Origin of the sequence: Nostoc sp. (genome assembly GCF_036916985.1) — a bacterium.
GTDB lineage: Bacteria > Cyanobacteriota > Cyanobacteriia > Cyanobacteriales > Nostocaceae > Nostoc.
The window spans coordinates 1-22,839 of sequence record NZ_JBALFD010000068.1 but is presented as its reverse complement, the minus strand read 5'-3'; the positions used below and the strand labels follow the sequence as shown (position 1 = coordinate 22,839).

General features: G+C 41.2%; 23 protein-coding genes. 11 read left to right on the top strand and 12 right to left on the bottom strand.

Annotation, left to right across the window (positions count from 1 at the left end; genetic code table 11):
• Positions 1 to 37: 37 nt before the first annotated feature.
• Together V7L07_RS23180 and lpxD are read left to right on the top strand one after the other, a co-directional pair.
• Positions 38 to 1,129, top strand: coding sequence for a hypothetical protein (locus tag V7L07_RS23180; RefSeq protein ID WP_335061208.1), 1,092 nt, complete (start codon positions 38 to 40; stop codon positions 1,127 to 1,129).
• A gap of 251 nt (positions 1,130 to 1,380) precedes the next feature.
• On the top strand, positions 1,381 to 2,433 hold the full coding sequence (lpxD, locus tag V7L07_RS23175; protein ID WP_335061207.1) for a UDP-3-O-(3-hydroxymyristoyl)glucosamine N-acyltransferase: 1,053 nt from the start codon (positions 1,381 to 1,383) through the stop codon (positions 2,431 to 2,433).
• Positions 2,434 to 2,664: 231 nt separating this feature from the next.
• Here the strand turns inward: lpxD and V7L07_RS23170 are convergent, their stop codons facing one another.
• Entirely contained in the window at positions 2,665 to 3,570 is a 906-nt protein-coding gene (locus V7L07_RS23170) for a CoB--CoM heterodisulfide reductase iron-sulfur subunit B family protein (protein ID WP_335061206.1), read from the bottom strand.
• Between the two features lie 211 nt (positions 3,571 to 3,781).
• Positions 3,782 to 3,940 carry a hypothetical protein gene (locus tag V7L07_RS23165; RefSeq protein WP_334776800.1) on the bottom strand — a complete coding sequence of 53 codons (159 nt, stop codon included), beginning with the start codon at positions 3,938 to 3,940 and terminating at the stop codon, positions 3,782 to 3,784.
• A 49-nt stretch (positions 3,941 to 3,989) separates the two neighbouring features.
• On the opposite strand from V7L07_RS23165, the gene acpP reads away from it, so the two are divergent.
• From acpP to V7L07_RS23140, 5 genes are all read left to right on the top strand, one after another.
• Positions 3,990 to 4,244, top strand: coding sequence for an acyl carrier protein (gene acpP, locus V7L07_RS23160; RefSeq protein WP_179065427.1), 255 nt, complete (start codon positions 3,990 to 3,992; stop codon positions 4,242 to 4,244).
• A gap of 237 nt (positions 4,245 to 4,481) precedes the next feature.
• Complete coding sequence (gene fabF / locus V7L07_RS23155; protein ID WP_335061205.1) at positions 4,482 to 5,732, top strand: beta-ketoacyl-ACP synthase II; 1,251 nt, start codon at positions 4,482 to 4,484, stop codon at positions 5,730 to 5,732.
• Between the two features lie 458 nt (positions 5,733 to 6,190).
• Complete coding sequence (tkt, locus tag V7L07_RS23150; protein WP_335061204.1) at positions 6,191 to 8,218, top strand: transketolase; 2,028 nt, start codon at positions 6,191 to 6,193, stop codon at positions 8,216 to 8,218.
• Between the two features lie 121 nt (positions 8,219 to 8,339).
• Positions 8,340 to 8,633 (top strand): hypothetical protein, encoded by a 294-nt coding sequence (locus tag V7L07_RS23145; protein ID WP_335061203.1) that lies wholly within the window; start codon positions 8,340 to 8,342, stop codon positions 8,631 to 8,633.
• Between the two features lie 5 nt (positions 8,634 to 8,638).
• Entirely contained in the window at positions 8,639 to 9,043 is a 405-nt protein-coding gene (locus V7L07_RS23140; protein WP_335061202.1) for a type II toxin-antitoxin system VapC family toxin, read from the top strand.
• Positions 9,044 to 9,138: 95 nt separating this feature from the next.
• Here the strand turns inward: V7L07_RS23140 and V7L07_RS33550 are convergent, their stop codons facing one another.
• Positions 9,139 to 9,387, bottom strand: a complete 249-nt coding sequence (locus tag V7L07_RS33550) for an HNH endonuclease (protein ID WP_442936079.1) — start codon at positions 9,385 to 9,387, stop codon at positions 9,139 to 9,141.
• 474 nt (positions 9,388 to 9,861) lie between these two features.
• On the opposite strand from V7L07_RS33550, the gene V7L07_RS23135 reads away from it, so the two are divergent.
• Positions 9,862 to 10,266 (top strand): hypothetical protein, encoded by a 405-nt coding sequence (locus tag V7L07_RS23135; RefSeq protein WP_335061201.1) that lies wholly within the window; start codon positions 9,862 to 9,864, stop codon positions 10,264 to 10,266.
• A gap of 198 nt (positions 10,267 to 10,464) precedes the next feature.
• Here V7L07_RS23135 and V7L07_RS23130 read toward each other — a convergent pair whose 3' ends face one another.
• The 3 genes from V7L07_RS23130 to V7L07_RS23120 form a co-directional block, all read right to left on the bottom strand.
• Positions 10,465 to 10,656 (bottom strand): hypothetical protein, encoded by a 192-nt coding sequence (locus V7L07_RS23130; RefSeq protein ID WP_334694395.1) that lies wholly within the window; start codon positions 10,654 to 10,656, stop codon positions 10,465 to 10,467.
• 335 nt (positions 10,657 to 10,991) lie between these two features.
• Positions 10,992 to 12,536 (bottom strand): hypothetical protein, encoded by a 1,545-nt coding sequence (locus V7L07_RS23125; RefSeq protein WP_335061200.1) that lies wholly within the window; start codon positions 12,534 to 12,536, stop codon positions 10,992 to 10,994.
• A gap of 119 nt (positions 12,537 to 12,655) precedes the next feature.
• Entirely contained in the window at positions 12,656 to 13,261 is a 606-nt protein-coding gene (locus V7L07_RS23120) for a DUF3318 domain-containing protein (protein WP_335061199.1), read from the bottom strand.
• A 232-nt stretch (positions 13,262 to 13,493) separates the two neighbouring features.
• Here V7L07_RS23120 and V7L07_RS23115 point away from each other — a divergent pair, with 232 nt between their 5' ends.
• Positions 13,494 to 13,754 carry a hypothetical protein gene (locus V7L07_RS23115; RefSeq protein ID WP_334694392.1) on the top strand — a complete coding sequence of 87 codons (261 nt, stop codon included), beginning with the start codon at positions 13,494 to 13,496 and terminating at the stop codon, positions 13,752 to 13,754.
• A gap of 91 nt (positions 13,755 to 13,845) precedes the next feature.
• On the opposite strand, the gene V7L07_RS23110 is transcribed toward V7L07_RS23115, so the two are convergent.
• From V7L07_RS23110 to V7L07_RS23090, 5 genes are all read right to left on the bottom strand, one after another.
• Complete coding sequence (locus V7L07_RS23110) at positions 13,846 to 15,504, bottom strand: iron uptake porin (protein ID WP_335061198.1); 1,659 nt, start codon at positions 15,502 to 15,504, stop codon at positions 13,846 to 13,848.
• Between the two features lie 127 nt (positions 15,505 to 15,631).
• Positions 15,632 to 16,261: a Crp/Fnr family transcriptional regulator gene (locus V7L07_RS23105; RefSeq protein ID WP_442936078.1), complete on the bottom strand. Its 630-nt coding sequence runs from the start codon at positions 16,259 to 16,261 to the stop codon at positions 15,632 to 15,634.
• 371 nt (positions 16,262 to 16,632) lie between these two features.
• Positions 16,633 to 17,301, bottom strand: a complete 669-nt coding sequence (phoU, locus tag V7L07_RS23100) for a phosphate signaling complex protein PhoU (protein ID WP_334694389.1) — start codon at positions 17,299 to 17,301, stop codon at positions 16,633 to 16,635.
• A 28-nt stretch (positions 17,302 to 17,329) separates the two neighbouring features.
• Positions 17,330 to 18,655 carry a sensor histidine kinase gene (locus V7L07_RS23095; RefSeq protein WP_335061196.1) on the bottom strand — a complete coding sequence of 442 codons (1,326 nt, stop codon included), beginning with the start codon at positions 18,653 to 18,655 and terminating at the stop codon, positions 17,330 to 17,332.
• A gap of 53 nt (positions 18,656 to 18,708) precedes the next feature.
• A complete protein-coding gene (locus V7L07_RS23090; RefSeq protein WP_179065367.1) occupies positions 18,709 to 19,461 on the bottom strand; it encodes a winged helix-turn-helix domain-containing protein in 753 nt (250 codons plus the stop codon).
• Between the two features lie 447 nt (positions 19,462 to 19,908).
• Between V7L07_RS23090 and V7L07_RS23085 the strand changes: the two genes are divergently transcribed.
• A complete protein-coding gene (locus V7L07_RS23085) occupies positions 19,909 to 20,892 on the top strand; it encodes a hypothetical protein (RefSeq protein ID WP_335061195.1) in 984 nt (327 codons plus the stop codon).
• Positions 20,893 to 20,945: 53 nt separating this feature from the next.
• Complete coding sequence (locus V7L07_RS23080) at positions 20,946 to 22,025, top strand: hypothetical protein (RefSeq protein ID WP_335061194.1); 1,080 nt, start codon at positions 20,946 to 20,948, stop codon at positions 22,023 to 22,025.
• Between the two features lie 448 nt (positions 22,026 to 22,473).
• Here the strand turns inward: V7L07_RS23080 and V7L07_RS23075 are convergent, their stop codons facing one another.
• A complete protein-coding gene (locus V7L07_RS23075) occupies positions 22,474 to 22,599 on the bottom strand; it encodes a hypothetical protein (RefSeq protein ID WP_335061193.1) in 126 nt (41 codons plus the stop codon).
• Positions 22,600 to 22,839 lie beyond the last annotated feature (240 nt).

Sequence of the window (22,839 nt, the reverse complement as noted above, 5' to 3'; positions counted from 1 at the left end):
AATTTTCAGGGTGTATTCGTTTTTTCATAAAAAATATATGAACACTGATAAAAATACGGCGTCTGAAATTACGTTGCAGGGGAGCCAGTATATGTTGCATGGTTTTCCAGTACTTGGTGTTCCAGATGAGGAGCGTGCCGTAAAATACTTTAGTCTCAATCCATTTCTACCAAATGCCCAGAATCGTTGTCCCATTGAATGTGCCTATTGTGTCTGTCATCAAGACCGTGACTGGCATCACTATCCACAAAATTTTCAGGATGTCTCAGCACCAGTTGACCTGCTTGATTCTTTGCTAGACTGCATTTTTGCTACCCAGGAGGGACAAAAGGGCTTTCCGATTTCACTATGCGACTACTCTGATCCCTTTATTCCAGCCCATCGAGAACGTGTACTATCAATTCTGGATGCACTGATTGACCGCAAAGCTGCCAACATAGTTTACATCACCACCAAAGTCTATCCTGGTCAATCTTTTCTAGAGCGACTCAAAAAAACTCTACAGCGGCCTCATTCACTTCGAGTTACTGTCTTTGTTAGTTTACCACCCTTAAAACCAGGCTATGAGCAAGCCTCAATTCAGAGTCGGGTACAGTTGTTGCAAGATTTAGTAAACCTTGGCATTCCATGTTGTTGGTATCTGCGCCCACTGGTTGAAGAGTGGTTTGATGAAGCTTTAATGTGGCAATTAGCACGCACACTATTACCCCATGTTTCCCATCACGTTATTCTGTCTGGGCTTGTCATGTCTGAAGAGATTGAAACGAGTCTGTTAAAACAGGAATTAATCGTTCCAGAATGGGATCGTACACAACCAGGACGTAAGCAATACTTGTCATTGGAATTTGAGTCAAAATTGCGTTCAATTCTCAGCACTGTTGCTAGTGAGCAAAATACTTCTCTGGGCCCAGTGATGGGACATCGGCTATGCGGTACTAACGGTAATCATGCATACGGCTGCTTGATGTGCGCCAAACAAAACCGTTATTGTCAGCTTTTTCAACTTCATCACTATGGTGAAACGATCGCCGCTGAAGATAATCAACGCCTCAAGACGCTACTGAGACAAGATTCCCAAAAAGTAGGCTCATCTTTACAACGAGAGCCATCGACAGAAGAATGTCGGTGAAGTATGTCAAGCTGAAGCGAAGCTAGTAAGGGTCTGATTACCTGATTGGGGAACTCCAAGAAATAAATTATCCGATATTGTGGGGTGGGCATCTTGCCCGCCTAGTTTATTATGATGCCCACCCCACAAGAGTTAATTGAATATTTTTTTATTTGTCAGTCGCTTGCTACCCGTCTACAAAATTATTGTACTGGAGCATAAAGAGGGAGAATTATCTTGCTATCGTAGATCAATTTTGAATACACCCAACAATGAAGTTCAGCGAAATCCTCCGCCAATTTGGTGACACGGCTACCCATCATAGCCTGACTAACGACCCAGACCATGACCCAGAGATTACAGGGGTAGCAGCCATTGATGAAGCTACCAACGGTACTATCAGCTACGTTGAAGGGGCAAAATTTGGGTCTTTTATCAGCAAAACCAATGCTACTGCTTTAATTTTGCCCCAAGACGAAAATTTGCAGGTGCTTGCAAACGAGAGCGGTATTCTCTGGATAGCAACCTCAGATCCGCGACTGTTATTTGCCAAAGCGATCGCTCTTTTTTACCAACCATATCGCCCCATTCCAGAAATTCATCCCACTGCTGTGATTCACTCTACCGCCAAAGTTGGTAGTGATGTTTATATTGGCCCCCATGCTGTGATTCAACAAGGGGTAGAAATTGGTAATGGTGCAATAATTCATCCTAATGTGGTGATTTATCCAGATGCCAAAATCGGCGATCGCACCATCTTACACGCCAACTGTACCATCCACGAACGCACCCGCATCGGTGCCGATTGCGTCATTCATAGTGGGGCTGTCATCGGTGCAGAAGGCTTTGGTTTTGTTCCCACCCAGACTGGTTGGTTCAAAATGCAACAATCTGGCTACACAGTCCTAGAAGATAGCGTCGAAGTTGGCTGCAATACCGCCATTGACCGCCCAGCCGTCGGAGAAACACGCATTGGTAGCAGTACAGTCATTGATAACTTAGTCCAAATAGGTCATGGTTGCCAAATCGGTTCTGGCTGTGCGATCGCTGGTCAGGCTGGTATGGCTGGCGCTGTCAAACTTGGAAATCGGGTAATCTTAGCTGGGCAAGTAGGAATTGCCAATCAAGCGAAAATGGGTGATGGTGCGATCGCTTCGGCTCGAACTGGCATTTTACATGATGTTCCACCAGGAGAAATTGTCTCTGGAACTCCAGCCATTCCTCACAAACTATATCTCAAAGCATCTGCTATTTATAGTCGTCTACCAGATATCTATCAATCACTAAAACAATTGCAACGTCAAATCAAAAATAACAATGATTAAGGGAACTCCAAGAAATAAATTATCCAATATTTATTGTGGGGTGGGCATCCTGCCCGCCCAGTCCATATAGGGCTATCGTGTCGCCCATCCCACAAGAGTTAATTGGATATTTTTTATTTGGAAGTCCCTAAGATAATACAGCAGTTTTCTTTTGCATGAAGTACAAAGCTTAGATCCCCGATTTCTTCAAGAAATCGGGGATCTTTTTATTCCTATGCCACTACCAATAAGCTAAAATCCTAATTTTTCCAACACTGGCTTTGTGGAAACAACATGACGTTCTAAACCCAGTTCTTTTGGACTAACCCCAAGTGCTAAAGCAATCAACTGGGGTAAATGCAACACTGGTAAACCTAGCTTCTGTCCAATCACCTTTTCTACCTCTGGCTGACGGGAATCTAAATTTAAGTGGCACAGAGGACAAGGCGTAACTATACAGTCAGCACCAGATGTTAAAGCATCCTGAATATGCATCCCCGCCATTTTGAAAGATTGGGTAGTCGCATAACTAGAAAGCGGCCAACCACAACATTGTGTCCGACCTCGGTAATAAATGGGTGTTGCACCCACCGCCCGAAATACATTTTCCATTGCTTCTGGTTGGAAGGGGTCGTCATAAGGTATGGATTTTTGGGCGCGGAGGAGATAACAGCCATAAAAAGCCGCACATTTTAATCCACTTAACTTCTGAGTGACTCGTTTGGTAATTTCCTCTAAACCGTAATCTGTTACTAAGGCATAAAGAAGATGTTTAACGTCAGTACTACCGCGATAAGGCGAACAGCCTTCTTTATGCAGCAAGCCATTAACCTGTTCAATGTAAACAGGGTTAGTTGTTTGGCATTCTTTGAGGTGTTCATTCACATGACCAATGACACCTTGACAAGTGCTGCAATGGGTAAGTAAGGGCAGATTTAATTCTTCTGCTAAAGCGATATTTCTGGCGTTGACTGTATCTTCTAGTAGTTGGGAATCTTCTTTAAATGTGCCGGAACCGCAGCAAGCAGCTTTTTTAAGTTCAACCAGTTCAATACCCAGTGCTTGAGTAAGGGCTTGAGTTGACTGGTAAAGTTCCCGACAGGCCCCTTGGGCAACACAACCGGGGAAGTAAGCGTATTTGAGTGTCTGAGATACCATAGAAGTATGCTTGGATTAGAGCGATCGCTCTAAACAATAACTGTTTTATCATCCCTTGTTAGCACTAAAATTCTGATGTTTGACGTTTAGCAACCCTTTAACCGTCTAGGTTAAAAGCTGTAGCATCGCCATATTCTGATTGCTAGCAAGGCTGTAAATACCGACCGAGACATTGTAAAAAATTTTAGCAATAATTGAAAAAACAAAGTATTTACACAGTATCGACGATGGCGTAGCCTGCTCCACTGCCAAATTTTTCCAGAAAGCTTACCCCGTTTATTTTAGGAATGGCAGAGGTTTTCTGACAGAAAAACTCTTGACAGTATGCGGGCGATCGCGCTTGACGATAAGATGTATATGCTAAAAACAATATCTCCTCTAAAGAGTAGATCGTAGCAAGTGGTTAAGGACTTTTATTTATGAGCCAAGTGGAACTTTTTGATAAGGTCAAGAAAATAGTCGTTGAACAATTGAGTGTTGAACCCCCTGATAAAGTCACACCACAAGCCAAGTTCATGGAAGACCTGGGAGCAGATTCCCTGGATATTGTTGAGTTGGTGATGGCCTTAGAAGAAGAATTTGAAATCGAAATTCCCGACGAAGCTGCCGAGCAGATTACATCGGTTCAAGACGCAGTAGATTACATCAATAACAAAGTTACCGCATCAGCTTAATTGGGGATTAGGGATTGGGGATTGGGGATTGGGGATTGGGGATTGGGAAGATTTTTTCCCGTAGCTAGTCACCTTTGGGTAACGCTCTTAAGGTAGCTAATGCCAGTCGCTCTAAGTCTGGAAACCCGACGCCAGTCGTTCATAAAGGAAACCTTTAAGACCGTGCTGGCTCACCAGTACCTAGTCGCTAGCCTCGAATTTTTTGCCTGCTGCTTTTTCGCCATTTTTAACTGAATCATGACAGATCATACACGTAAACGCGTTGTTGTAACTGGTGTTGGCGCGATTACACCTATAGGTAACACAGCAACAGAATATTGGGATGGATTATTAAGTGGACGCAATGGCATTGACTACATCACATTATTTGATGCGTCTCGCCATGATTGCCGAATTGCTGGTGAGGTGAAAAACTTCGATCCGCATGATTACTTGGAGCGCAAAGAAGCCAAGCGCATGGATCGGTTTTCCCAGTTTGGGGTTGCGGCAGCACAACAGGCTCTATCTAACGCGGAGTTAGTGATCAATGACCTGAATGCAGAACAGGTCGGTGTCATGATCGGTTCTGGCGTTGGTGGCATTAAGGTATTAGAAGACCAGCAAACTATCTACCTCAACCGTGGCCCCGATCGCTGTAGTCCATTCATGATCCCGATGATGATCGCCAATATGGCCGCAGGATTAACGGCAATTCACACGGGTGCGAAAGGGCCAAACTCCTGTCCTGTAACTGCCTGCGCTGCTGGTTCCAACGCCATTGGAGACGCTTTTCGCTTAATTCAAGGGGGATATGCCCAGGCGATGATTTGCGGGGGAACAGAGGCAGCTGTCACACCATTGTCGATAGCTGGGTTCGCCGCCTGCAAGGCACTCTCTTTTAGCAATGATGATCCAGCCCATGCTTGCCGTCCCTTTGACCGCGATCGCAACGGATTTGTCTTAGGTGAAGGTTCAGGAATTTTAATTCTAGAAGAACTGCAACACGCCATCAGTCGCGGCGCTCACATTTATGCGGAAATGATCGGCTATGGTATGACCTGTGACGCCTACCATATCACCTCCCCTGTACCCGGTGGACTCGGAGCCGCGAGAGCCATCGAACTAGCCCTCAAAGATGCCGGCATAACTCCCGAACAGATTAGCTATATTAACGCCCACGGCACTAGCACCCCAGCTAATGATTCAACTGAAACTTCAGCAATCAAAAAAGCCTTGGGAGAATATGCTTATAAGGTGGCAATTAGCTCCACAAAATCGATGACAGGTCATTTATTAGGCGGTTCTGGCGGGATTGAAGCAGTAGCAACAGTACTAGCGATCGCTAATGACCAAATTCCCCCGACAATCAACCTAGAAAATCCCGATCCAGAATGTGATTTAGATTACGTGCCTCACTCTAGCCGCGCTCAAAAAGTTGAGGTAGCAATATCCAATTCTTTCGGGTTTGGCGGTCATAATGTCACATTGGCTTTTAAGAAATACGTTTAAAAGAAGGCAGGGGGCAGGGGGAGAGAAACAAGTTAAAAGTTAAAAGTTAAAAGTTAAAAGTTAAAAGAAATATTGAATTTATCTTTCTTTTTACTTGGTTCTTTTTACTTGTATGCCCAATGCCCAATGCCCCTTAAGAGTGCTGAGGAATGAGTGCTGTTAGCGGTAGCGGGGCGTTTAGCCTTTGCTGAGTGGGGAATCTCATTTCTTTACTCAGCACTCGGAACTCGGAACTCGGAACTGTTTTGCCCAATGCCCAAAGTATCAGAACATTCGGATATAAAGTAAGCGTTCAGCATGACCAAATTATCAGCTTGATTTATCACCACAAACTCAGGAGATCCCGCTTGTCCATCCACAAGCGGGAGTGGGATGATGAAGATAGTGTGGGGAATCTAAAATTACCCCAGCAAAAGAATCTACGAAGAGTGCTAACCCGTCGCTAAAAACAAGAGATTATGACTGTTGCAACCCAATCCCTCAAAGAATTGTCCGTCGAAGAACTAGCTATTAACTCGATCCGCTTCTTGGCGATTGATGCCGTAGAAAAGGCAAAATCGGGACACCCAGGACTACCAATGGGCGCGGCTCCCTTTGCTTTTGTACTTTGGGATCGCTTTTTACGCTTTAATCCCAAGAATCCCAAATGGTTTAACCGCGATCGCTTTGTCTTGTCTGCCGGTCATGGCTCAATGTTGCAATATGCCCTGCTCTACTTGACAGGCTACGACAGTGTAAGCATTGAAGATATTAAGCAATTCCGTCAATGGGGTTCTAGAACTCCTGGACACCCAGAAAACTTTGAAACAGAAGGCGTGGAAGTCACAACTGGCCCCTTGGGTCAGGGAATTGCCAATGCAGTCGGTTTAGCGATCGCCGAAGCTCATCTGGCTGCTAAGTTCAACAAACCCGATGCTAAAATTGTTGACCACTACACTTACGTAATTGTGGGTGATGGTTGTAACATGGAAGGCGTTTCTGGTGAAGCTGCTTCTTTTGCGGGACACTTGGGATTAGGTAAACTAATTGCTCTGTACGACGACAACCACATCTCGATCGATGGTTCTACAGATGTAGCATTCACCGAAGATGTTTCCAAGCGCTTCGAAGCTTATGGCTGGCACGTCCTCCATGTCAAAGATGGCAATACCGATTTAGCCGGAATTGAAAAAGCGATCGCCGATGCTAAAGCTGTCACCGATAAGCCAACTTTGATTAAGGTGACAACCACCATCGGTTTCGGTTCCCCCAACAAGGCAAACACTGCCGGTGTTCACGGTGCAGCCCTTGGTACAGACGAAGTTGCCTTAACTCGGAAAAATTTGGGTTGGGAATACGAGCCTTTTGAAGTTCCAGAAGCAGCCCTGAATCACTTCCGCAAAGCAGTTGAGCGCGGTGCTAATTACGAAACTGAGTGGAATAAAACATACGCCGACTACAAAGCCAAGTATGCCCAAGAAGCGGCTGAATTTGAAAATTACATTAGTGGCAAACTAGCCGACGGTTGGGATAAAGTACTCCCAACCTACACCCCCGAAGACAAGGGTTTGCCCACCCGTAAACACTCAGAAATTTCTCTGAACAAACTGGCGGCTGTTGTACCTGGGTTAATTGGTGGATCGGCTGACTTAACCCATTCCAACTTGACCGAACTCAAAGGTATCGGTGACTTTCAAAAAGGAGAATACCAAAACCGTAATATCCACTTTGGTGTCCGGGAACATGGTATGGGCGCGATCGCTAATGGCATAGCGCTACATGGTTCGGGATTGATTCCCTATGCAGCTACCTTTTTAATCTTCACCGACTACCAGCGTGCTGCCATCCGCTTATCTGCCCTCTCCCGCGCTGGCGTGATTTGGGTAACAACCCACGACTCAATTGGACAAGGTGAAGACGGCCCCACACACCAGCCAATTGAAACCATCGCTTCCCTGCGTGCTATTCCTAACCTGACAGTAATTCGTCCCGCAGACGGAAACGAAACCTCTGGGGCTTACAAAATAGCAATTGAAAGGGCAAACCAAAACGCTCCTACCCTATTGGCGTTCACTCGTCAAAATGTCCCCAATTTAGCAGGTACATCAGTTGAGGGCGTGGCTAAGGGTGGATACACCGTGGTAGATAGCGAAGGTACGCCTGATATCATCCTGATTGGCACTGGTTCCGAATTGAGCCTCGCCGTCACCGCAGCCGAAAAACTCAAAGCTGAAGGCAAGAAAGTCCGTGTTGTCTCACTACCCGCATGGGATTTGTTTGACGCACAAGATGCAGCTTATAAAGAGTCCGTTCTGCCGAAAGCTGTCACCAAGCGTTTGTCTGTAGAAGCCGCTAGCAGTTTCGGTTGGCACAAGTACGTTGGTACTGAAGGTGATACTGTTAGTATCGATCGCTTTGGTGCTTCCGCTCCTGGTAATGTTCTCCTAGAGAAATTTGGTTTCACAGTTGATAATGTGTTAGCTAAAGCAAAGGCATTGTTGGGTTAATAGCAACAGAATATTTTCAAAATACTGTGGGGTGGGCATCTTGCCCGCCTTTTTTTATGCAGAGGGGCGCTAAAAAAGATTGTTTATAATTAAGATAATTATTTGATGAACGGAGGGAATTATGCCAGAAGTTGCTAATTATCATCAAGAACTGAGTAACCGCATATTACTAATCGTTGAAAAGCTCATTAAAGGTAATAGCTTATATCAAACTAAGTTAAACCAACAGGAAATGATAAAAATGTTGATAGAACTCTTTGGGCAGCTTTCACCAGAAGAAATGAGAGCTATTACCGAACATGAACTGACCCGCAGAATTGATAAGGTTCTTGTCTTAGAAGCGGTTTCCGGTACGTTAAATGATTTGACCCCAGAGCAAATCAAAATGTACGATGAAGCAGTAAAGCGAAAATAGATAAAGTGACTTATTTATTAGATACAAATATTGTTAGTTATATTTTGAGGAGAAATGCAACTGTTGGTAGCAAATTACGAGATGCTAATCGTTCAGGAGAAGAAGTATTTATCAGTTGCATAACTTATTATGAAGTTAAAAGAGGACTTTTGTATGCAAATGCTACAAGGCAGCTAGGGGATTTTAATCAATTTTCTAGAAAATATGAAATTTTATTCTTGGATGATATAGAAATTATTGAGAGAGCATGTGAAATCCATGTGGATTTACAACGTAGGGGTTTGACCATACAAGAACAAGATATATTGATCGCGGCTACAGCGATCGCACGCGGTTTAATTTTGGTTTCTAATGACTCCGATTTGCTGAGAGTTCAGGGGATTAATTTAGAGAATTGGGCAAGAACATAACCTTAAATTTGAGAAATTAAAGATAAAACAACTAGACTATTAGTATGATTAATAATAGTCTAATTACTTAATTTTTAAGCTATTCAATCATTGGATTAAAGACGTTTCAAGAATAGCCTCCATCGTGACTCAAGAGCTAATTGACTTGGTTTAATTTCAGAACATATTAGCTTTCTGCCATCCAACTTTTTATAGCTAGTAGTAAGAACTTTTGGATGAAATTGTATCTGTAAAGATTCTGGGTGAATACCCAAAAGGTCAAGGTCGAATAAAGTATGTAAATCTGCACGTAGCAGAAGTCCATTATCTGGGTGATTATCCTCAGAACCTCTATAGGGTGAAATGTGAGCAGCTTCCTATGACCTGGTTGCGCTGATGGGATAATCAGGGTAATTTGCTACAAAACAAGATGGGAGGGATGTCTACGACGGGCTACGCCTACGCAACGCTTGGCTGCTAAACTAAGACACCAACGAGTTAGTTTAATTATTTTGCCAACTATCTTGAGATAGATAGGGTAAACACTACGCGCTTTTTCATGTAAATCACTTGCTAGGAATGAAAAATCCCAACCCCATACTTTATTGATTTTGTCAATATGTAATCCCTCGTATGGTCTAATAAATCAGCAAGGCCTTCTGTAGACTGAATCTATATTCATGCTTTCAGTAGATGTAGTTAGAGTTTGCAAATGCAATGATATATGTGTACTCGAACAATAAATAGTTGCTGTTATTCAGATGAAAAAATCAGATTTTATCAGATTCCTGTAACTTTGGTTTTTAGCCAATTGTTTGATGTTTTGAGAAGGTAATACAATGAACAAAATCCTAAAACGCACACTTCTATCCAGCCTCATGGCTGCAAGTTTAGCTGGTGTAACTTTAGTTCCCGCCAAACCCGCTGCCGCTGATGACCAAGTACTAAGAGACGCAGGTATTGGTGCTGTTACCAATGTTGTCACCGGAGCTGTTAGGGGAAATGGTAGTGTATTAGGCAATGCTGTTAAGGGTGGTGTGACAGGTGCAGCCGTAAATGGCGCAAATGGTCTGAGAGACACTCGCGGCCGCCGTCACCGGAACGCCGCTCAAGATATCGGAGTCGGTGCAGGGGCTAGCGCAGTAACAGGCGTGGTTACTGGCGATAGCAGAGATACACTTGGTAATGCTATTGATGGTGCCGCTGTCGGTGGAGCAATCCATCTATTAACCAATGGTAAATAATTCGTAAAGTCATCAGCTGAAATATTTTCCAACGGTTAACGAACTTATCCCTCCCTAGTTCCTCTCCCTCCTAAAAAGAGCAAGCCAACCTCTCTTCCTTACTAAGGAAGGGAGGTTAGCTGGTCAGATTTATATTGAGATATATGTCAACTGTCAAAATCGTATGATGTTAGACTTAATACACCTAAATACTAAGACCTAGCCCTTCAACGCCTTTCTAAAGTTTCGACGATAGGATTGATTTGTGATAAACAAAGCCGGCCATAGCAAAGATAAACGAATCCGATTGCTCAAGGCTGGATTAAAATTAGTCCGCTCAAACCCATTCCAAAATTTCAAAACGCCGACTCCGTAAACGACTATCAAGGCAAAAATAATAAAGTTACCCATTCCCATCAACTCCGTTAGTAACTGACAGAATTTAACTTAAGTTTTACCACACGAGGTAAGCACTTCATAACCAACACCGAGAAGGTATCAATAAACTCCTCAGTCTCTAACATCTAAGTTCAGTTAAATACACATTCTCTTATTCCAGTGTAGAGTAGCTTCACCCTTTGCAACTAGTTATCAGTGGTGGCAAGCTAGTCAAAGGATGTAAAAAACATCATTTCATCATTGATATACTGAAACCGTCATCGCGCTAGTTGGAGGCTCAATACTTTGTACCTGTCGTCCAAAGGCTTGAGGCGGGCTAGATAGTAATGAAATGACCCTGATTATCCTTATGCTGCATCTACCCAATAAAGATAATATAGTTCATCACTCGTCCAGCTTCTCTCAAAATCTTTGATTGGAACAATTTTCAAATCATTGCGGTTGACATTCAGTTTTTGATTTAAAATCAGCAAAATTTTCTTTTCCTCATCTTGATTCTTGAGGAGAAAATTAATTTGGCTTAATATTTCAGCTTGTTCGACCTCTTGACGACCTTTTTTAAATAGGGTAAAGCTTCCCATTTTTTGAAGCTCAGGATAGTAAAACTTTCGATTGAGATAACCCGACAAAGGAGCCATAGTTGCATCTCGACTAGCGACAATAAACTCATTATCTAACCCAGCTTTTTGAATATATTGGGCTGTTTCCCGACTGGCAGAAAATGGGACAACTAAATCTCTTGAAAAATTATAAATACCTCCCCCAAACTGGATATAAAGAATTATCATCAAAACGATATGATGCCATTGCTGAACAAATGTAATTGAATTTGGACGAATAGAAAACTTATTGAGTAAAACTGGAGACTCTTGATAATAACTTGCCAGCCATAAAGCTGCTATAAAAATTAAATAAAAATGTCCATAATGCCGAGAACCACCGATAAACCTGAAGTAGGTAAAGGCGAATATTATACAATTACCTATAATGTAGAAAAAGAAAGGAACTGGCTTTTTAGATAATTTAATCAAGGTCAAAATTACAACAAATAGAGTAATTAGCGCACAAGCAATTAAATCTAGTATTTTTTTATGTGCAGGAATAATTAATAAATAACTACCAAATATTCTGCCCATGCTTATTAACAAATGATGGATATCTAATTGGATTACCCAACCATCATTTAACCCACCATAAAGATAACTATCTGTCGGAGGAGTAATAATATAAATTGATAAAATAAAAGAAAAGGTGATAATTACAATACTTAAAAACAAATCATACTTTTGGCTTTGACTAAAATACTGCTGTCGATGTTCACTATCAAAACAAAATTCAGCTAGCAAAGTCAATGATAAAGAAAATGATACTAATAAACCATAAGCACTACTATTTGCTAGTAAACCTAATAAAATTGCCAAATAAGTATAAGTCTTTTTTCTGGATGAAAAAAGTGTACAGACTCCAAAAAGAAACAGCATACTAAAAGCATAGTTTCGAGAAGTTAAAAGATATTCGTAAAAAGGAAAGAAACCAAAGGAAAATAGAAATTTTTGTTGATATGTAAAAGGGCTATATAGGCAAAAAATAGTAATGGAACCAACAGTAATCGCCAAATGAAAAATTTGCATAATAATAGGATTATCTACTATTCTGATCAGAAGCATCAGAGAAAAATACCATAGAATAGGATGACCTTCATAATGAATATTTGTAATTAAATCTCCCAAAGATTCACTATCTCTAACAATAAGCCAGGGATTTAATTCATCTCGCCACATCGAATGATTGAGAATACCTATTAAACCAAGACCAGAAAAAATAATGATAATAAACCAAGGAGAATGAAAAGATAATCTCGAAGTATATTTGATGATTTTTTTGTTTAACATTGTTAGTTGAAAATGAAATTTATTTCGAGAAAAAATATTGCCACAGATGCTATTACAATCTGAGGTAAAACTTATTCATTTATCAAATAATCAGGAGATTATTTAATTTTTCTCCATTTCTATTTATCGTAGCTTTCTGGTATACCCACTGGTGATAAACCTGCGATCGCTCGTAAATTTTGGCAACGAATCAACTCGGTAAAATTGAAACTGGCACGCCCTTCAATTTTGGCTACCGCTTCAATTGCAGATAGTAAGTGCTGTGCTGCTTCAGCTTCCGAATAACCGCGTCGCTGTGCTATCTTAATTGCAGCAGCATCGGCATTTAACTCTGACTCTTGAGATTTATTAGTACGCCAGATCCGCAAAGCAGCGATCGCACTTAATCCCCCAGCTACAGCTACACCCACTACATCTGACTGTGCTGCTTCCAAGAATCCGCCTAACAACCCAGCTAACACTGCACCTTGATAAATATCGGGTTTAAACCACTTTACCCCCGTTAACCAGCTAACCATCTGCAATAGCAGCAAGTCTCGTTGCGGCTTTGTCAAGCGACGCCACAAATCGAAATTAATATATATTGGTCGCGTCTGATTCCAAGGTTGGGGAAAGGACGCGTCAATCACTTTTGCCTGCTCTGGCTTACTAACAAGTTTTGTCGTCATCCGACCAGAAGCAGGCATCACATCTAACAAACGGCGAATTTCAATATTTGGCTCCATAAGTTTAATTATTAGCCATAGTGTGCATAGTAACTAGTTATGTAAAAAATAAACTTTTCGTGTTAACCTTTGATTTGTGAGATGCGATCGCGGTCTTGAATAGATTTAAATCAAGACATGAAAATACTGATTAAGCAGTTTGATCGTGTGGCGGAATTTTATAGTATTCCTTTGCCGCCAAATTCAAAACCTCAAAGTTTTGGATCACCATTGAGACTACACTTGTAACTACATGGATGCTTTTGCTCCCCTCCCGCCTGAATGGACAAATCAGGCAGTACACGCATACAATTTTTGCTGTCCTAACTGCCACTCAAGTAGCCTAGAAGCTGAAAAAGTTTGGCTAAATCGGCGATCGCCTGTACTTACAGAAGACCGTCGTCGCAAATGGCAAGAGTTCTACTACTGTCACTGTGGTTCTGTGTGGTGGGCTTGGAGTAGCGATCGCCCGCCAAAAGATATATCCAATCAGCCAGATTATAATCCGACATAGCTAACACAGCCAATTTTCTTCCTAAACAAAAGCCCACCTTGAGGTGGGCTTTTGTTTATCTAATTCTGAGCTTTAGATTTCATCACCAATTTTAGAAGGTGAAGGTAGTACGTAGAGTACCTACATATTCAGTGTCGTTATTGTTGTTGTTCTCTGGATTGAAAATTACCAACAAACCAGGAGTGACTTGAATATTATCGGAAACCTTATACTTGTAAAGACCCTCTAAGTGATAGGAGGTACCAGAGTCAAGAGGACTACCTGTTTTGATGTTACCACCAGTAACTTTGGGTGGTTGACCAAAGATAATACCTAAAACGTTGCCTTCTTTGCCAAAGTCTCTCAAAGCAAGTGTTGCACCGTAGTACCAAACCTCTGCATCTCTAGTAGCACCAGTAAGAGTTGATGCAGTTGTGTAACCTCCCCAACCACTGAGAGCCAACTTCGGGCTAAATTGGAAGGTAGCTTCTACACCGTAATTGTTGGATTCTGTGCGACTGTTATTACCAAATGGGTTATTGGCAAAAGCACTACCTGTACCTTGGAAGAGGTTGTTGTTAGCAGCATTCCCAGCTAGGTAGCTATGGGCGTAGGTCAGACCGATATTGAAGGCTTTGCTGGGTTTGAAAGATAACTGTCCGAAGATAGTGCTATCACCATTGAACAGCCCGTTATTAGCACCGGGATTATTAGCACCAAAGGCATTAATAATAGCACCGTTGTTAGTACTTTGTGCTAAATAAGCACCAGTAAGGCTAATAGGGCCGTTAGGATTGAAAGTAACAGTCAAACCAGCACCATTCTGACCTTGACGATATATTGGGCTAAAACGTCCGTAACGAGAAATAGCACCTGTAGCACTGCTTCTAAAGTCAGGATTGAAAACATCAACGTTTTCGTATAACTCACCACCGGTAGCATCAACTTTGACACGCACTGAGTCTTTAAAGTTGAAAGCATAGTTGATTTTATCTACGCTAACGCTGTTGTCTGCGGTAGTCACGTCATAGCCCAAGCGGGTCATGTTAGTACCGGTTGCGCCAGTAGTGGTATTATTGTTGATGATATTCCCAGCAGTTAACCTAGTTTGCAACTGGTCTTTACCTGTGAAACTGGTGTACAAGTTCAAACGAACTCGATCCCCAAAAGTCGTGTTGGAATTCAAATTGTTATTGGATGTACCAGCAGGAATTGCTGTGTTACCACCAAAAGCCTGTGAAATGCCAAAAATTGCTTCCCCAACCAACTTGGTGGTAGTCGAGAATTGATTAGCTTCTAACTCAGAAGTGCGAGCTTCTAATCCATCTACACGACCGCGCAGGGTTGCTAGTTCAGCAGCATATTCTTCTTGTAGGCGCTGTAAAGTAGCTAAATCTTGTTTGCTGACCAAATCGGCTGTAGCTGTAGCAATCAGTTCGTTAACCCGGTCTAAACAGGCATTCAAACCTGCGGCAAATTCATAACGGGTCAAAGCACGGTTCCCACGATAAGTACTGTTGGGATAACCTGCAATACAGCCGTAGCGCTCAACCAAGGATTGTAAAGCTTGGAATGCCCAATCTGTGGGCTGTACGTCCGAAAATTGCGAAACTGATGTTACCTGATCAATATTATTAGAATCTTGAGCTTCAGATAACTGGGAAACATTTGTTTCGTTGACTTCAGCAGCTAAAGCACTATTCGCAGCGAAAAATGCAGCAGCCAGCACAACCGGACTAACCTTAAAAAGATTCCAGAATCGTTTTGTCATGTTATTTACTCTCACTCACACCTACTAATCCAATCGCGGTAAAATGCTTAAAGCACTTTACTTTCAGGAATTTTACACACAATCACAGCGACGATTATACCTTTATCCTGTGAGAAATACAAGTCATTTAATATCGTGCTGAACTATAATTTTTAATTAATTTATTTGGTAAGCGCAAAATAATGCGGCGTTTGTGACGTAAGACTGTTCCTTCTTCCTCCAACTGTTGTAGGAGTCGGGTAACTGTTACTCGCGTAGTATTTAACACTTCAGCAATATCTTGATGGGTAACATTTAGATCAATTAATTTGCCCTTATCTATATCACGTCCAAATTTTTCACTTAACCATACCAAAAACTGCCATAGACGTAGCGAAATTGGTTTTCGATGGACAATACTTAGTAGATACTCTGCCTGTTGAATGTGAGACAACAAGGCATTAATCTCTTGATGCCACAGATGAGGTGGCACAATGCTTACTTCTACGCCAGTGAGGCATTCAATTTGGTAAGGCTTGACCCTAGACAAAGGATAGCCAATCAGATCCCCCAGTCCCCAATAACCGAGAGTGATAAATGTTCCATCTTCACTCCATGTTAAGGTACGAACTGCACCATGCTCAATACGCCAAAGTACATCATTTTGAGGTGGAATTACTTCCCTACGGGTAAATATCTGCTGGGGTAATTGTCCTCTGAATGCAGAACTATTTGATACGGCAAAAGAGTTTGAAGTAGAACTTGTGGAATACATAATTAACCGTAAATTCAAAATTATCAGGGAATCTTGCTACTTCTAATAATTAAGAAACTCTAATAATTTGCATCAAAATCTACCTGTATATCTGAAAGTTTATTGTTCTCAATTAGAGGTAGGAAGTAACTCAAAATTTTCTGATGGCAACAGCTTTTTATTTTGGGTATCTATCAGTGAGATAAATCAGGACTTTTTAGTTATTTATTTGTTACTTTAATTGTGCAAGTTTAAGAAAAGGTAAGCTTTTAGTAAAATATTTAGTTAATTCATTTTTTTTACAGCTATTTTCAGGTAAATAGACCATGCTGTAAGGGCACTGGATTCAGAACCCCCACTTCTTCAAGAAGTTAGGGATCTGGGCAGCATGTCAATTAAGAACGTTGACCGGTGACAATATATGCTACCCTTTGACCGATATTAGTGGCATGATCTGCCATACGTTCCAGACAACGAATTGCCAGTGCTAGTAGTACAATTGGCTCTACAACACCAGGCACATCTCGTTGTTGGGCTAAAGTCTGATAAACGCGATCATAGGCATCATCTACAGTATCATCTAGGTGCTTTAAACGGCGTCCACCGGCTTCATCGAAATCTCCCAAGGCCTTTAAACTAGTTGCTAGCATCGCCTGAGCGTGAAGGGACATAGCTTCAATGTCGGGCATTGATGTATGAGGCGCATAAGGAAAAATTTTAATCGCAATCTCAGCCAAATCTTCAGCATAATCGCCAATGCGCTCTAAATCTCGCACCAACTGCATAAAGGCACTTAAACAGCGCAAATCTGGAGCCGTAGGCGCTTGCAGCGTCATAATCGCCGTACAGTCTGACTCGATTTGTCTATAAAAGCGATCGATTTTTTTATCTAATCGGGGAAGTTCTTCTGCTGCTGTTAAGTTACGAGCAAATAGCGCTTGGTGGCTGAGGCGAAACGATTGTTCTACCAAAGCACCCATGCGTAATACATCCCGTTCTAAGCGCCTAATGGCGCGTGCTAGTTGTGGTCTTTGAGGATTGGGAGTATAATCGACGGCTTTCACACTTGTTGTCTCAAAGGTGAAGATATTACTAACTATAGTCTTGGCTTAGGGAGTTTGCCATAACTTCAGGAAATTGGAGCTGCATCCACGCACCACCGGTTTCTGGATGGTTCATCGCTTTGATTGAACCACCGTGGGCGATGAGAATTTGCTCAACGATCGCTAATCCTAATCCATTACCAACGATCGCCCCAATAGAGTTACTATCTTGAGGGGAATGGGTTCGGGCTTTATCTCCTCGATAAAATCGCTCAAAAATATGGGGTAAATCTGCCTCGGAAAACCCGACTCCAGAATCAATCAGATTTATTTCCAGGATTGGGGAAACAGCATCGCTCTCATGATTATCTGTTGAGCGGATTTTTGCTTGGACGTGAATGCTTGTATCAGGAGGACTGTACTTAATGCTGTTGTCTAGCAAGTTGAGAAAAACCTGGTAAATCCTGGCTTTATCTGCCTTAATCCAAATATTTTCGGGGCCAGAATAAGAAAAAGACAGATGTTGACGCCCTGCCAAGGGTTCTAGAGTTTCCCAAACAGATGTAATTAGCGATCGCAATTCTACAGCTTTGGTTTGCAATTGGATATTTGGGTTTGCTTCCATTTGGGTAAGGTCTAACCAGCTTTGCACTAAGTTAATTAGCCGATCAACTTCCTGCATCAAACGGTTAACCCAACGATTTAAAGGTGGTTCTAAGCGGTTTTGTAAAGTTTCTACAACTAAGCGAATCGAAGTTAGGGGCGTTCTGAGTTCGTGTGCTAGATCAGAAAAAGAGCGATCGCGTACTTGATTTATATCTAATAGGGGTTGACGATTTTCTAAAAAGACTCCCACTTGTCCATTGGGTAAAGGCAAGCTAGAAGCCCGCAAAGCTAGAGATTTGATTGTTGCCATCTCTGCCGCATCATCACAAGATGGATGAAATATCCATTCTCCCGTCTGTGGTTTTTGCAAATCACGAGTTTGCTCAATTAAATGGTCGAGTTCATAAGACCGTACCAACTCCAGTAACAAGCGCACCTGTTCTGGTTGCCATCTTTGTAAATACAAAATCTCCTGCGCCTGTCGATTGCACCACAGCAGTTGATTTTCCTCATCCACCTGCAAATATCCCACTGGTGCAAAATCTAGCAGGTCTTGGTAAGTTTGCAACGACTGTTGCAAATCTTGTCGCTGTTGCTTCACCATCGCTATTTCTTGCCGCAAACCAGGAATCAACAGCAGTCCCATCTTGTAAGAATGGGAGGTTAACGGTCGGAGTAAGCGCCCCAGGTAGCGGTTAAGTTGAACCTGTTGCCAAACCCAAAACCCAATGCCTACCGCTAAACCCAGAAAAAATCCCAATAAAAGCATTTGAGTTGTTAGTTTCTTGCTGACTAATAAAAACTAACAACTATCGCAACTAATTATCCAAACCTATAGCCAAAACCTCGTACAGTCACAATATATTCGGGATGGCTGGGGTCTTGCTCTAATTTTTCGCGTAACCACCGAATATGAACGTCTACAGTTTTACTATCGCCGACAAAATCCGGGCCCCAAACCTGATCGAGCAATTGTTCGCGTGACCATACCCGACGGGCGTAACTCATAAACAGTTCCAGCAAGCGAAACTCTTTAGGAGAAAGACTGACTTCTTGACCGCGAACCAGTACACGACATTCTTGGGGATTCAAGGAGACATCCTTAAATTTTAATACTGGTATTTGGGGTAAATTACTGAGGCGTTGGCGGCGGAGTAAAGCGCGACAACGAGCCACTAATTCACGCATACTAAAGGGTTTAGTCAGATAGTCATCAGCGCCCACCTCTAACCCCAAAACTCGGTCAGTTTCACTACCCTTAGCACTGAGCATTAAAATAGGTACTGGGTTGCCTTGATGACGCAGTAAACGGCAAATATCTAACCCATTGATTTGAGGTAGCATCAAATCAAGAATGACCAGATCGAAGGGAAGTTCCCCTGAATTGGTTTCAAAACTTTTGAGATACTCGATAGCAGACCGCCCATCGGGGGCAGTTATCACCCCATAACCTTCTTCTTCCAGAGCTACAGCTAGCATTTCCTGGATTAATTCTTCATCTTCTACTACTAGAATACGGCTGGTTTGTCCAATGTCCGTTCTAGCAGAGTATTTGGTCGATTCAGTGGTGTACATTGATATCACAAAAGTCTAGGACTGTGCTTGTATCAATTAGGATTAATTGAATCTATTATCCCGCTTTACTGTAACCGCGCTTCGGCTCAGGTTAATTCTTTTAGATTTTCTTTACAAAAAGTAACATACACCACAGCAGTTTCCTAATCGTCAATCACTATGGCTACAAGCTTCTAAATAATTTGTCTTGACAAGAGGAGATTCGCTTAGGTATATTTATTTTAGTACAAAAGTACTATAAAGGCTCAAAGGGAAAACTATACCTGAAAAACAGAAGGACATATCTGTGGAAAATTCGTAGCCACTTAAGTGTCGGATGTGGATCATTTCAGTATTTCCACTGCGTTAAAAATGTTAATTCAAAGGCTACTCTGATGTCTGCATAGGGTAGTCATTAGTATGGCTTGCTACCCAATAAATCATTTGCCTATTGAAGGGAGTTGGAAGATGACTACAGTTGGAGTCAAGGACAGCAAACAACAACTAATGCAAGCATTTCAACAAATTATTATCCAAAGAAAAAAGCTGGAATCTAAAATAGCAACCAAACAAGAGGAAGCAGAAAAGGCAAAAAGTCAAGAAATTCTGCAAGCGGCTTCTGCATATACAGTTGATAGTATTGTCAAAGGTTTAGCTGATTTGCAACTGGAGTTTGGCAGTATTCTTAATGCATTATCTGAAAAATTAGCTCAAGAAAATTCTAAGTTAGATGAATTAAACAGAGCTATAGAAATTGAAACTCAACGCCTACAAGAACTGCAACAAATCAGAGTTGTTGCAGATACTCTAGACGTTTTAAGTCAAGAACACCAAGAAAAATTAAAAATCCTCGAACAAGATACTATTAGTAAAAGGGAAGCCCTAGAGAAAGAAATTACAATTAGGCGAAAAGAATGGCAAAAAGAGCAAGCAGAGTATGAAGAAAAACTCCAAGCATATAATGAGTTATTAGCCAAAGATCGCCAGCAAGAACAAGAAGAATCTCAATATAAGTTAGAAACTACTCGTAAACTCAATAGAGACAGCTACGAAGCAATAAAGCGCCAACAACAAAGGGAAATACAAGAAAATTCTCAAAAGAAAGAGAAAGATTGGGCAGAACGAGAAAAAATATTTGCTGAACGCCAACCACTCTTTGCAGATTATGCACAAAAAGTAACTACATTTCCTAACGAACTGGAAGAAACCGTTAAGAAAGCTAGAGAAGAAGCAATTAAAGAAGCAAGCCAAAAAGCTAAAATTGAGGCTGATTTATTTGAAAGAGAATGGGAATCTAACAAACAGAGCTATGAACAAAAAATTCAATCTCTGGAAGAAACAATTAAGAAACAGTCTGAGCAAATAGAAAGTATTTCTGCTCAATTACAAACTGCATTAAAACAAGCACAAGACTTAGCTATGAGGGCTTTTGGTAATTCTAATCCTAAATAGTTGTGAGTTTATAGCATCTTAATCATCTTTAATTCCTGAAGAGGAGGTTTGTTGTGGTGGGAAAAAAACCGACTGATAAGAATACTAAAGTAGAAATTCTTCAGGCGTATGAGGAGTTAGCAAAAGAAAAAGCAGCACTGAAATCGGAACTCGATAAAGTTGGCAAAGAAAACCAGTCTGGAACTAAAGAACAGCCTAAATTAGAACAAAAAACAGCTATGAATCAGCTTTCTAGTGTCCAACAAAAGATGAATAATACAATTGAAAGCTTGGCGAAGATTCAATTAGGTTTTGGCAGTGCTGCTAATGAATTATCAGAACAGCTAACCACAAAATCCTCTAAATTAGAAGAAATTAGGCGAACTTTAGAAGAAGAAATTCAACAATTAAGGCAGTTGCACAATTTAGAAATTTCTGATGATATCTTGGATACTCTCATCCAAGCCTATGAAGATAATACTAAAGCTTATCAGGAAGAATATACCCGACGTTCTGAAGTGTTATTTCAAGAAATACTAGAGCAAAGGAATGCTTGGGGAAAAGAACAGGAGGAACAGCAACGAACGATAAAAGAGCGGAATGAAAACTTGAATAAAACTCGACAACGTGATGCTTCAGAGTATAAGTATAATTTAGAACTCCAGCGGCAACTGCAAAATGACGAATACGAACAAGAGCAGAAAGGGCTATATAAGCAACTGGAAGAATTACTACAAGAAACAGAAAAGCAATGGGCTGAACGGGAGAAAGCGATTTCTGAACGAGAGAAACAATTTGAAGAGTTAAAAGCTAAGGTAGAGGCTTTCCCGAAAGATAAAGAAGCAGCCATTAAAAAAGCTACGGAAGAGGGCAAAGGTATTGCTCACTACCAAGCTAAAATAAAATCAGATTTATATTCTAAGGAAGTGGAAGGACAAAAGCGTTTCTATGAACAAAGGCTGCAATCTCTAGAACAAACTATTACGAATCAAGAAACGCGAATTCAAAATCTTTCTAAGCAACTTGAATCCGCTCTCAAACAAGTTCAGGATTTGGCTGTTAAAGCTATTGAAGGTACTTCAAATGTTAATTCATATCAGGCAATCAAAGAAATAGCTTTAGAACAGGCAAAGACTCAAGCAAAAAATAAATAAGCTGATTGATTTTTGATGGTAATTATAGAGACTTAATTGCATTTAAGTCTCTATAGCAATCCTGAGTTATTCGTAATCAAAAATATCCCCGACTTATTTAATAAGTCGGGGATTTGCTGGTTGCTATTGAATTTTGAGGAGCGTACTTCTTTGGGGACCTTGAGAGTTGCGACGTGACGCTTTTTATTCGGTTTTCTTTGGTTTTTTGATGTCTGGGGGAGGTTGTATTTTCTTTTTTGTTCCGCTAGCTTGTGTTTGATTCAATGCTTTATTGGAATTTTGTTCTTGACTAGACATAATACTAATGTTTTAAAATCTAATACAATATTATCTATATCACGGGTATTCTTGACTACATAAATATATCACAGAAAATTTAAGTTTAACTAAAAAAAGTTTTCACTTGCGTTGACAGGCTTTGTATAAATCCCGATCGTAATCACGAGGACTAGTACGGTTGCGCTTGGGAGGAATCACTGTAGTTTTGCCCTGAATCAACTAACCGTTGGGGTTTTCTTGCTGATCGCAGCTTACACAGTTGGGCGATCGCACTGAAAATATACTGACTATTCATAAAACAGATATGCTAAATAAAATTCAGGAGCAGACAAAAGCCGCTCCTGTTAGCGTAGCGGGGCGTAGCCCATTCTGATTTTTGAATTCTTCTTCAACTGGGATCATGGTTGGTGATATACACTTTTTTATTTTCCTAGAACTTGTATAAGCTATTCCACATTTAACTTGCAATAGTAATATTGCCCTTATTCTTAACTTTTCTTCCCCATTTAATAATTAACTCTCCTTGATTTAACAG